This window comes from Faecousia sp. (assembly GCF_048519415.1).
Taxonomy (GTDB): Bacteria; Bacillota; Clostridia; order Oscillospirales; family Oscillospiraceae; genus JAZOXB01.
On the sequence record NZ_DBFZUT010000040.1, the window covers coordinates 1 to 12,195 of the forward strand.

Genomic DNA, 12,195 nt, shown 5'->3' on the forward strand with positions numbered 1-12,195 from the left:
ATACCTATACGCTGCAAAATGATAGCGGAGCAACATCTACGCTGGTCACAGCGGTGTCTGGAAACGGTGAGCCCGTGAGCATCAACGGGCAGGCTCTGTCCACCGGCGGCAGCGCAACCGTTGCCATCCCCAACAGCGGCAAAACCGACATTGTCGTGGGAATCGGTGCTAAAACCTACACGCTGACGATTCTGCGCAATAGCGGCACAGGCGCGAATCCCTTTACCGATGTTTCTGAAAAGGACTGGTTCTATGGCGATGTGATGTTCGCCTATGAAAATGGGCTGATGATCGGCACGGGCAACGCGCAATTCCGTCCGCACGGGACGGCGACGCGCGGGATGATGGCGACCATTCTTTGGCGCATGGCGGGCAGCCCCGCACCGAAGGGCAACAACAGCTTTACCGATGTGGAAGCCGGAACGTGGTACACAGACGCGATCACATGGACGGCGGAGAACGGCATCTTTTTGGGCTACGGCAACAACAAAGTCGGTCCGAACGATTCCATCACCCGCGAACAGCTTGCAGCCATCTTCTTCCGCTACGCAGACTACAAGGGCTGCGATATGACCGCCAAGGGAGAGCTTGACAAGTTCCGGGATGCGGGCAAGGTCTCAGATTATGCAAGGGCAGCGATGCAGTGGGCGGTCGGCAGCGGTCTGATCCAAGGGAAGCCCGACGGGGTGCTTGACCCGCAGGGCACGGCGACCCGCGCGGAGATCGCCGCGATGCTCCACCGCTTCCTTGAGAAGTATGAGCTGGTGCAGGGCAAGGCTCCCGGCGTCTGATGCACCGGAACAGCCCGAAGCAGCTGCAAGCCCCAAAGGCCGGCGGCAGCAGCGTGTTCGGCTTGTGATGGCGCTCCTGCGCTGCACCTCTTGCCGGAAGCCTTTCGCTGAGCACATGGCAGATCAGGCGGCGTGAGGAAGAAGCGCTGCAAATCATCGAAAAGGAAACAGGCTCACCTTTCGGGGCGCGGGCAAATAGCCCCGCGCCCCTTTTCGGTTTCCTTCGTCAGGAAAGGCGGTTGTTTTTCTTTTGTCTCTATGCTCAACCTTTTTTTCGTAAGAAAGGGGCCATGCAGTGAGCCCCAACAGTTATTATAGAACCGCAATGCCTTCAAGTTTGTCATTGGGCTTGTCTCAAAATAAAATTTTCTAAAATTAGCCAAACAATTAAGCCGTGAAAATCCAAATGAACCTGGATTTTCACGGCTTTTATCTAACTTTTAAGGGAGCTACACTCTTACAATCCGCATTTTGAGACAGCCCCAATCTCGGGGAGGCAGCTGCGTTTTCGCCGATGGCTTTCCCGCAATTCAGCCGGGTACTGCGAGATTGCACCCCAAGGGCACTTCCTCGCGCTTCGCGCTCAGGGCGCCACGTCGCTTCGCTCCTCGCAATGACAAATCGGAGGCGATCACCATTTTAACGGCGGCCGGTACGGACTGGAAGTGCGCAGCCGGGCCCGGCTGTCCGCTCCCCTACGGCGGCCTTGTAAAACTTTCCGCTTTCCGGTTTCAAGTTTCCACTTGCCGCTCCCCTGCGTTTTACTTTTTATGCTTTGCAAACAGGAACGCACCGATGAGGGCGGACAGGGGCACGGCGAGGATAACGCCGACGGAGCTGGCGATGGCCTGCACCATCTCCACGGAGAAGAACGTGCCGCTCATGAGCTGGGAGAACGACGGCTCGAGCGACGAGAGATAGATCATCAGCACGAGCGAGCTGCCGACGAGGGCAAGGATGAGCGTATTGGTCATCGTGCCGACCATATCGCGGCCGATGTTCATGCCGGAGCGCAGGAGCTGGCGGCGCGTGAGCGCCGGGTTGACGGCCACGAGCTCATTCATGGCGGAGCTGATGCTCATGGCTACGTCATTCACCGCGCCGAGGGCCGCGATGACAATGCCGCCGACGAGCAGATCGCCGAGCTGGAGCGAGTGCATGGGATCCTGCCCCTGCTTGATCTGCAGCAGGGCCTCGATGGTCGGCTCGGCGGAATACATCTTATAGCCGTTCACGTGCAGCAGGGCGCAGGCCAGCTCGCCGAACAGGGCCGCGATAGCAACGCCGGAGATCGTGCCGAGGATGGCGCAGAGCGTCTTACGGTTCACACCGCCGAGGATAACGAACTCCACGACCGTCACATAGGCGCACATGCCGAGAATGGTCGGCAGCGTCGGCCAGCCGCCGAGGAGCAGCGGGATGAGGATGGAGAAAATGCACACGACCGTCAGGCCGAGGCCGAGCAGCGACTTTGCGCCGACCCTCCGGCCGACGAGCACCGTGACAACAAGGAAGGCCAGCACCACAAGGGCCAGCGGCACGGTGCGGTCATAGTCCTGCAGCGTCATGCTGCTGATCTCCCCGTCCTCCTCCGTGACGGCGACGGTCACGGCGTCGCCCGCCTTCAGGATCGTGCCATAGAGATAGCTCAGCTGGTTCGGCAGCTCATAGACCTGCCCGCGGTATTTGCCGGAGCGCAGCTCCACGCGGACGGTCTGCTTGCCGACCGGGATGTCCTCATAGTCCTGCTGGCCCTGATAGGCATTCTCCGTGACCTCGACGACGCGGCCGCGGACATAGTGCGTGGCCTGCTGCACCGTCGACATCGGCACGGAGGGCGTCTGCTGCGCAAGGCCATAGAACACGAGGAACACGGCGGCCGCCGCCAGCAGCACCCACAGGCTGCGCCGCAGGCCTGGCGCGCAGGAGCGCAGGGCCAGCACGGTCAATGCCGCGCCGCCGCAGGCCGTGAGCACAAGGGCGGCGGCGTCCGTCAGCCCGGCCTCGCCGCGGACGAGCCGGACGGCGAGCACGATACAGGCAGCAAGGAAAAACAGTGCGCCCAGAACGGCAGAGGCCAGACGCGGCAGGGTGAGCTTCTTCATGGGGCAACCTCCGAAAATGTTTATTAACGATTCTATTATACCGTCCGGCCCATGGGCTGTCAACCCTGCGGGCTGTATGAGACGCAGGGCCAAAAAGCGGAATAACGCGGCATATCTTTGGCAATTCTGCCGAAAAAAGTAAAATCTCCGTATGAGCATCCTGTTTTCTATGGCAATCGCAGAGAAAGTATGGTATCATAAACTCATCATACTGCCCTCTGCATATGCAGGGGGGACAGAAAAGGAGGATAATCTAATGAGGAAACACCTCAGTCGGGTCATGGCGGCGCTCCTTGTGCTGGCAATGGCCCTGACGATGCTGCCCGCCGTATCGGCTGCGAAGGAACGCTTCACGGCCACGCCCATCGACGGCATCCCGGAGAGCGGGCAGTCGTTCGTCATCTACAGTGCGCCCGCAGGCGGCGTGTTCTCGCCGGAGGCCTCCGGCGGCGCAGTCGGCGTTTCGGCCGCTTCCGGCTCCGAGGAGTCTGCAAACCTGACCGTGCAGACGGGCGCAGGTGCCTATCAGGCCGTGAAGAACGCGGACGGCACCTACTACCTGACGTGCGGCGGCCAGTATCTGACCGTGGACAGCGCCGAAAAGCTCACGTTCGAGAACGAGCCGAAGTCCGGCTCCTCCATGAGCTCGAAGTGGAAGATCGCCGACGCAGGTAAGGACTACGACGGCTTCTCCATCGCCAGCGCCGAGGTCAAGTACAACAACTACGAGATCTTCCTGGAGTTCTATACCGCCTTCAAGGCCTGGACGTATAAACCGAACAGCGACTGGAGCATTTACGTCTTCCGCTTCTTCTCCGTGGACGGCACGGCGGACCCGGACAACGACGGCTACATCGGCACGCGCCCCGAGGCCGGCGAGCTGCCGAAGGACGGCCAGACCGTCGTGATCTACAACGACAACGCGGGCGCCGTCATGGGCCCGCAGACGGATGACACCACCGCCCCCTCACTGACGGGCGTCGAAGCCACGCCGAAGGGCAGCGGCATCGAGGTCGGCAACGGCGGCCTCATCTTCACCGTTCACACCGACGGCACCTACTACACGTTCGAAAATCAGGGCAAGTTCCTGCGCACGTCCGAGAACCAGTCCGACGGCTCGAACGCAGAGTGCCTGTACTTCGACACCGTCGAGAGCGACTACACCAAGTGGACGCTCGAGAAGACGTCGGAGGGCTACATCATCTATAACAAGACGGCAAAGTACAATAACAAAAAGGTGTGCATCGAGTACTTCAGCAACGGCTTCAGCGGCTGGACCTACAACGGCAGCCTCGAGCTGTTTGCCATGAAGTTCTACCCCGTGCAGGACGAGCTGAACATCGGCTATGTCCTGAACCCGAAGGTCTCCTTCAAGGCGGCCGACGCCTATCAGGGCCTGGACTACACGTTCTCCGTCACACTGGACGACCTGTCCGACATCACGGAGATGACCGTGCAGTATCAGACGACCGGCGCAGCCGTCACCCTGACGGCCGCCTCCGTCGAGGGCAAGGTCTACACCTACACCGTCCCGATGGTCGCTCTGTCCGGCCAGACGAGCCTGAAGCTCACGGCCAGCGCGAAGAACAGCTTCGGCATGACCTATTCCGGCGAGACGACCGTGCAGGTCCTCGATGAGCCGGTGCTGACGAACGTCATGCCTGCGGCCAACGAGGCCACCGGCGCGAACAAGCGCCCGGAGATCGGCGCAGTCGCCGCCAACCTCGGCGAAAGCCCGACGTTCTCCATGAAGCTCAACGGCGAGAGCGTCACGCCCGTTCTGAAGGACGGCAGGCTCACCTACACCCCGGCGAAGGATCTGGCAGACGGCAAGTACGTCGTCGAGCTGATCGTGACCCGCAAGGACGGCAAGAAGGCCGAAAAGATCTGGTCGTTCTTTGTCGGCGAATCCGGCCTCAGCCTGTATTTCGGCCAGATGCACTCCCACACGGCGGAGTATTCCGACGGCGCTGGCACGCTCGAGGACGCTTATGAGCATGCCATGCAGGCCAAGGACGTCGATTTCCTGATCGTCACGGACCACTCGAACTACTTCGATACGAAGAGCTCCGCCACGAAGACGAGCTACTACGACCTGTCCTCGCTCGAGAAGACCGCGGACGGCACCATGACGAAGTGGGAAGAGGCCAAGAAGACGGCCGAGAAATACAACGCCATGTCCACGGACTTCATCGCCGCCTACGGCTACGAGATGACGTGGTCCGGCGGCCCCGGCCACACGAACACCTTCAACACCTACGGCATCGTTTCCCGCAATAACGGCGAGCTCAATGAGAAGAGCAACAGCTATGCGGGCATGCACCTGTATAACGACCTGATGGTCAACGCGAACAAGGGCCTCGATGTCAACGGCGAAGCCGTCGCGGCTGGCGTGAAGACGAAGTGGCTCGAAAATGCTCCGGTCGTCTCCCAGTTCAACCATCCGGGCACGACGTTCGGCACGTTCGATGACTTCGCGGGCTATACCCCGTCGCGCGACGTCGTTCTGAACCTCGTCGAGGTCGGCAACGGCGAAGGCGCAGTCGGCGGCAGCTCCTATTGGCCGAGCTACTCCGAGTATGACAAGGCTCTGTCCAAGGGCTGGCATGTCGCGCCGACGAACAACCAGGATAACCACAAGGGCAAGTGGGGTGACTCCAACACCTGCCGCGACGTCATCGTGACCGACGACTTCACGGAGGCCGGCCTCTATGCCGCCATGGCCGAGCGCCGCGTCTACTCCACCGAGGACCAGAACCTCGCGATCTACTATTATCTGAACGATACCCTCATGGGCGGCATCATCCCGCTCGAGGACGGTCAGAAGCTCGACACCGTCCGCGTCAAGGCGAGCATCGCCGACCCCGACGGCGAGGAGCTGGGCAAGGTCGAGGTCATCGGCGCGAACGGCATCACCGTCAAGACGTTCGAGATCTCCGGCTCGACCTATGAGCTCGACGCCGAGCTGCCGAACACCGAGCCTTACTACTACCTGAAGGTCACGCAGGCCGACGGCGACATCGCCGTGACCGCTCCTGTGTGGGTCGGCGAGGCCACACCCATCACGGCGGATCTGAAGAACAGCACCGCCCTGAGCACGGTCGGCACCTCTGAGACCATCACCTCCACCATCACGAACGCGGCCACCGCGAACTACCAGATCAGCAAGGTCGAGCTGACCGTCACGGTGGGCGGCACGACGACGACCGTCGAGACCCAGACCCCGGCCAAGACGCTGGCTCCGGACCAGAAGGAGACGTTCACCTTCACGTTCAAGCCCACCGCCGCCGGTGCACAGACCCTGCGCGTGCTCTACACCGGCACCTACGAGGGCGAGGAGTTCCAGTGCGCCGCAACGCTGGAGCTCAAGGTCTATGACGCGGCCGACCTCATCAACGTCGGCGTGGACTACGGCCATGACAACTACTACCTCTCCGGCGACTATGCCGGAAGCGCCGGCAACTTCATCAGCTTCTGCGCCGACAACGGCGTGAAGTGCAGCTACATCGAGGCCGGTCAGTTCACCTATGACAATCTGAAGAACTATACCCTCCTCGTTCTGACGGTCCCGTACCGCCGCAACACGGCCAAGGCCACGATGTACACCGAGGCCGAGATCGCCGCGCTGAAGCAGTACACGGACAACGGCGGCAAGGTCATCCTCTGCTCCAAGTCCGACCGCGACAACAAGTATGACAACTGCGCCGAGAACTCCAACGCCCTGCTCACCGCCATCGGTGCACACTCCCGCATTGTCAACGGCATCATCGTCGACAATGACCTGAAGGCGAACGAGGCCTACCGTCTCTACCTCTCCTCCAAGGAGAACTTCAACACCGGGCATCCGTTCACCGCGGGCGCCTACACGTCCTCGAACGCCTTCGGCACCACTCCCGCGACGGACAACCAGACCGGCTTCCAGCTCTACAACGGCGGCCCGGTCGAGGTCCTCGACGAGAGCAAGGTGCAGGTCCTCGTGCGCGGCTACCAGAGCACCTGGGGCACGCACTACGACGGCTACTTTGACGGCAGCTCCTTCGTGCCGGAGTATGACGAGTCCGTCGACGGCCGCGTGACCGTCAAGAAGGGCGACGTCAATGTCATGACCTATGAAGACCTGCCCGGCGGCGGCTGGGTCATCACCTCCGGCGTGACGTTCTTCAGCAACTACGACATCAAGAGCGATCAGGATTATGCCAACCGCTTCATCCTGCGCAACATCCTCAACTCCCTGAAGCCCGCCGAGACCGTCACGAAGATCGCGGATGTTCACAAGGCTGCGGAGAAGGAAGAATTCACGGTCGAGGGCACCGTCACGGCCAATGCCTCCGGCTATGACAAGAACACCGCGTTCTTCGACTGCATCTATGTGCAGGACGACACGCGCGGCATCAACGTCTTCCCGGTCGCGGGCAACTATGCCGAGGGCATGAAGGTCCGCGTCCACGGCGGCGTGACCTACTACTGCGGCGAGATCGAGCTGAACCTCAGCAGCGATTACAACGGCAGCATCGAGATCATCTCCGACGATATCACCCCGCTCGAGCCGCAGCTCGTCACGGCGAAGGCCGCGATGGCGGACGAGAACATCGGCAACCTGATGCGCGTCGAGGGTAAGATCACCGAGATCCACAAGACGGCAGGCGTCGTTGACAAGATCTATGTGCAGGATGAGACCGGCACGGCTCTCCTGTTCATCAACGGATACATCACGAGCACGGACACGAGCCTCGACAAGCTCACGGTCGGCATGACCGTCAGCGGCATCGGCATCGGCTCCCGCGACGTCGATGAAGAGAGCGCCGACAGCGCCATCCTCGCCCGCCTGCGTGTGCGCGACCGCGCGGACATCCACGAGATCTCCGCACCGCACACCCACACCTGGGGCCCGTGGGAGACCACAGAGCCGGCCGGCTGCTTCCACGAGGGCACGCAGACGCGCAGCTGCTCCGGCTGCGGCGCAACGGAGACCCGCACGATCCCGGCCAACTCCGATAACTGCCCGTCCAGAGCCTTCACGGACCGCCCGGACAAGGGCTGGTACCACGAGAGCGTGGACTATGTCCTCGAGACTGGCCTCATGAACGGCATGGGCAAGGGGAAGTTTGAGCCGGATACCACCCTCAACCGCGCCATGGTCGCCACGGTCCTCTATCGCCTCTCCGGCGACAAGGTCAGCGCGACGAACGCCTTCCCGGATGTCCCGGCGAACGAGTGGTACGGCGAGGCCGTTGCCTGGGCCCAGCAGAAGGGGATCGTCATGGGCTTCGAGGACGGTACGTTCCGCCCGATGGAGGAGATCAGCCGTCAGGACATGGCGCTCATGCTGCAGCGCTATGCGAAGACCGTCAAGGGAACGGACACGACCCCGACGGGCGACCTCAGCCGCTGGCCGGATGCCGGTCAGGTTGGCTCATGGGCTGTTGACGCGCTGCGCTGGTGCGTCGGTGCGGGCATCATCAACGGCAAGGACGGCGGCCTCCAGCCGACCGGCAATGCCACCCGCGCAGAGTTCGCGACCATCCTCATGCGCTACGCGAAGCTGTAACAGAACAAAGCACAAGGGCAGGCCAATGGCCTGCCCTTGGTTTTTGCATATGGAATATGTAGGGGAGCGGACAGCCGGGCCCGGCGCAATGCTGCTGATAGGAACAGGCTGGCGATAAAACGGTGAAAGCCAAAGGTTTGTCATTGCGAGGCCCCAACGGGGCCGTGGCAATCTCAGGGAGGCACTGGCAGCCCGTACAAACCGCCGTCAAAATGGCACGCACCGATTGCGTCTGTAGCGGCGCTCAGCGAGCGCCATGCAGGTTGGCAATGATCACGGCACAAATTCAGTGGCACAATGCCACCAGATTTGTCATTGCGAGGAGGCCGCAGGCCGACGTGGCGCCCTGAGCGCGCAGCGCGAGGAAGTGCCCTTGGGGTGCAATCTCGCCGTACCCGGCCGCATCGTGGGAAAGCCATCGGCGAAAACGCAACTGCCTTCCCGAGATTGCCACGTCGCTTCGCTCCTCGCAATGACACGTCAGGCGGGTGCGGCGGTGCACCAGAGCTCTCCAGCGGTTTAATGCCCCTCTGCAAGGCGGTCACTGACCGCCGCTACAGACGCAATTGGTCCGTGCGTTTTATCGACGCCCTGTACGAACTGCAAGTGCCTTCCCGAGATTGCCACGTCGCTTTGCTCCTCGCAATGACACGTCAGGCAGCGTGGTGGTGCACCAGCGCCCCCATGCTGTTGAATGTTCCCCTACTGGGCGCTCACTGAGCGCCGCTACAGACGCAATCGGTACATACCGTTTTATCGGCAGCCTGTACGGACTGCAAGTGCGTCGCCGGGCACGGCTGTCCGCTCCCCTGCAAGGGCGTGTGCAGCCCCTGCAATTTCTTCTCTTTCCCTTTGATCCATTCTGTGATATAATGGCAAAAAAGCCCGCGGCGCGGGCGGTGGGAGGTACTTTTCATGGAAAACTATGTGGATTTTGCCGTGCAGAAGGCGGTGGAGCTGCTGGCCATCGACAGTCCAACGGGCTACACTGCCGAGGCGGAGGAATTTGTCCTGCGCGAGTTCCGCGCGCTCGGCTTTGCGGCGGAGCGGACGGCCAAGGGCGGCATTCTCATCGATCTCGGCGGTGAAAACGCCGACGATGCCCTGCTGCTCGAGGCCCACGCCGATACGCTCGGCGGCATGGTCGCCGAGATCAAGGGCGACGGCCGCCTGCGCATCGTAAACGTCGGCGGCATGAACGCCAACAACGCTGAGGCCGAGAACTGCCGCGTCGTGACGAAGTTCTCCGGCAGCTACGAGGGCACGCTGCAGCTTATCAATGCCTCCGTCCATGTCAACGGCGATTATGCCTCCACAAAGCGCAGCTGGGACACCGTGGAGGTCGTGCTGGACGAGGCCGTCGAGTCCGCGGACGACGTGAAGGCCCTCGGCATCTCCGTCGGCGACTTTGTCTGCTTTGAGCCGCGCACCCGCGTGACGAAGAGCGGCTACATCAAGAGCCGCTTCCTCGACGACAAGCTGTCCGTCGGCATCCTGCTCGGCTTTGCCAAATATCTGCACGACGAGGGCAAAACGCCCACCCGCCGCGTCTACGTCCATGTGACGGTCTATGAAGAGGTCGGTCACGGCGGCTCTGCCTCGGTCCCGGCGGGAGTGACGGAGGCCATCTCCGTGGATATGGGCTGCGTCGGCGCAGGCCTGCAGTGCACGGAGCGGCAGGTCTCCATCTGCGCGAAGGACTCCGGCGGCCCGTACTCCTACGACGTCGTGAAGAAGCTCATCGCCGCCGCGCAGAAGGAGCACGCGGACTACGCCGTGGACATCTATCCCTACTACGGCTCTGACGTCGAGGCCACGCTCCGCGCGGGCTATGACATTCGCCACGGCCTCATCGGCGCGGGCGTCTATGCCTCGCACGGCTATGAGCGCAGTCACCGAGACGGCGTGCTCAACACGCTGCGTGTCCTGCGCGGCTACCTGTTCTGATGCGCGGGCGCTTCTGGGCGCCGGCGGCGGCGCTGCTGGCGCTGGGATTCGTGTTCTATTTCGCCGTCTACGGCTTCCGCTTCGCGGGCGTGCTGCTGTTTCTCGCAGCCGGAGTCGTGCTGGCCTTCGGCATCGTGGACGCACTGCGCGGGCGATTTCCCCGCTTTTCGCGCTGGGCGACGCGCCTCGGCCTGATTCTTGTCTGCTTCGGTCTCCTGCTGGCGGCCGGAACGGCGGGCTGGGTCGTCTCCGCCGGGCACGGCGCGGACGATCCGGAGGCGCAGTGGGTCGTCGTGCTCGGCGCCGGCGTGAATGGGACCGTCCCGAGTCAGGCCCTGCGCGAGCGGCTCGAGGCGGCGCGGGACTATCTTGCGCGCTATCCGGAGGCCGTTGCCGTCCTTTCCGGCGCGCAGGGAGACGGCGAAGCCATCACGGAGGCGCAGTGCATGTATGACTGGCTGACGGCCCGCGGCGTCGAGCCCGCCCGCCTGCGGATGGAGACGAAGGCCACGACAACGGAGGAGAACCTCCGCTGCTCGCTCGACCTCATCGAGGCCGAGACCGGCACGCGCCCGGCGCAGATCGCCGTCATCTCAGGAGAATATCACCTGCTGCGCGCCGAGCTGCTGGCCCGCAGGGCCGGGGCTGAAGCACTGGGCGTCCCGTCGTACACGCACGACCGCGCGTTTTACTGCCTCATGCTGGCGCGGGAGGTCTGCGGCGTCTGGTTTACGCTCTTGTTTTAGGGAAACTCTAAAACAATCATCTGCGGCGGATGGCGGATCTTTTTCGTCAATCCATCGGTATGAAAAACTTGAAATACACAAAGTATTCCTGCGTTTTCCATACCTCGACTTGCCAAAAAATCTCTCACCATCCGCTCTTGCTGATTGATTCAGAGCTTCCCTGTTCTGAACGATTGGAGATAAGCATGAAACAAAAGTTTCGCTTTACGGCAGAGCCGCGCTCCGCGCTGTGCCTGCTTTCCATGGCGCTGATGCTGCTTTCGGCTGCGGCGCGCCTGTGGTACTATCTCGCCGACCCCGTCGCGACGGCCATGACGCTCTCGCAGGCGGATATCTTCCTGCTCGTCGGCCTGCCGGTCTTCTCGGCGGCCCTCTATCCTGTGCTGCTGGCCCTGTTCGGCCAGAGGACCATCGTGCCGCTGACTGCGCCCGTGGCCGGATTCGTCGTGTTCTTTCTCTATAAGGCGCTGTCGTTTTCCAGCGTTCTGCACACGGTGCTGTGCAGCATCCTCTATCTTGCCGTGCTCGTTTTCTTCCTGCTGACGGCGCTTGGCGTGCTGCGCACGCGCATCTTTCTCATACTGCTGGCAGGGCTGCCGCTGCTCGTGCACATCATCATGGATCTTTCGGACTACGAGGGCTTCTTTCTCTTCCTGCCGGAGCTGTCCGTACTGCTGCTCATGGCCTCGCTGCTGTGCCTTGCCCTCCGGCTCCGCCCGGCCGGGAAGGAAGCAAAGCCATGACGCTCCTCTCCCTGCTCGACGCCCCGGAGCGGACCGGGCGCGTCTGAGTCCACCGCATGAAACAGGCATAGCAGCTTGTCAAAAAAGTCCCTTTGGGCTTTTTCGTCAAGCTGCTTTCCGAATTGCAAAATCAAATTTTGCAGCATGATTTTGCAATTCTGCCGCTGCGGCAGGAGATGGAACGCGAAAGGCAACCCTGACGGTTTCCTTTCACACGATCCTTCCCTCCGAGACTTTCGGCTAAGCAGGTTTTTTGACAGTCTGAAACGCCGCCCCGATCTTTCGGGGCGGCGTATCTTTTGAATTACTTTTCAA

At 61.9% G+C, this 12,195-nt stretch carries 6 protein-coding genes; 5 read left to right on the top strand and 1 reads right to left on the bottom strand.

Annotated features, from left to right (window positions below; translation table 11 throughout):
* Positions 1-791 (top strand): S-layer homology domain-containing protein (locus ACMKFF_RS04610; protein WP_419496200.1); only part of this gene is annotated, 791 nt, incomplete at its 5' end.
* 761 nt (positions 792-1,552) lie between these two features.
* Here ACMKFF_RS04610 and ACMKFF_RS04615 read toward each other — a convergent pair.
* Positions 1,553-2,896 (bottom strand): YibE/F family protein, encoded by a 1,344-nt coding sequence (locus ACMKFF_RS04615; RefSeq protein WP_419496201.1) that lies wholly within the window; start codon positions 2,894-2,896, stop codon positions 1,553-1,555.
* A gap of 256 nt (positions 2,897-3,152) precedes the next feature.
* On the opposite strand from ACMKFF_RS04615, the gene ACMKFF_RS04620 reads away from it, so the two are divergent.
* The 4 genes from ACMKFF_RS04620 (at position 3,153) to ACMKFF_RS04635 (ending at position 11,880) form a co-directional block, all read left to right on the top strand.
* Positions 3,153-8,444: an S-layer homology domain-containing protein gene (locus ACMKFF_RS04620; protein WP_419496202.1), complete on the top strand. Its 5,292-nt coding sequence runs from the start codon at positions 3,153-3,155 to the stop codon at positions 8,442-8,444.
* Positions 8,445-9,359: 915 nt separating this feature from the next.
* The gene (locus ACMKFF_RS04625; protein WP_419496203.1) at positions 9,360-10,391 is read left to right on the top strand and encodes a M42 family metallopeptidase; all 1,032 of its coding nucleotides are present in this window, start codon (positions 9,360-9,362) and stop codon (positions 10,389-10,391) included.
* Positions 10,391-11,137: a YdcF family protein gene (locus tag ACMKFF_RS04630; RefSeq protein WP_419496204.1), complete on the top strand. Its 747-nt coding sequence runs from the start codon at positions 10,391-10,393 to the stop codon at positions 11,135-11,137. The genes ACMKFF_RS04625 and ACMKFF_RS04630 overlap by 1 nt, the downstream gene beginning before the upstream one ends.
* 185 nt (positions 11,138-11,322) lie before the next feature.
* Positions 11,323-11,880, top strand: a complete 558-nt coding sequence (locus ACMKFF_RS04635; RefSeq protein ID WP_419496205.1) for a hypothetical protein — start codon at positions 11,323-11,325, stop codon at positions 11,878-11,880.
* Positions 11,881-12,195 lie beyond the last annotated feature (315 nt).

Bases quoted from the DNA above. Each gene is read 5' to 3' on its own strand.
- ACMKFF_RS04615 (WP_419496201.1), bottom strand. From the start codon at position 2,896: ATGAAGAAGCTCACCCTGCCGCGTCTGGCCTCTGCCGTTCTGGGCGCA.
- ACMKFF_RS04620 (WP_419496202.1), top strand. From the start codon at position 3,153: ATGAGGAAACACCTCAGTCGGGTCATGGCGGCGCTCCTTGTGCTGGCA.
- ACMKFF_RS04625 (WP_419496203.1), top strand. From the start codon at position 9,360: ATGGAAAACTATGTGGATTTTGCCGTGCAGAAGGCGGTGGAGCTGCTG.
- ACMKFF_RS04630 (WP_419496204.1), top strand. From the start codon at position 10,391: ATGCGCGGGCGCTTCTGGGCGCCGGCGGCGGCGCTGCTGGCGCTGGGA.
- ACMKFF_RS04635 (WP_419496205.1), top strand. From the start codon at position 11,323: ATGAAACAAAAGTTTCGCTTTACGGCAGAGCCGCGCTCCGCGCTGTGC.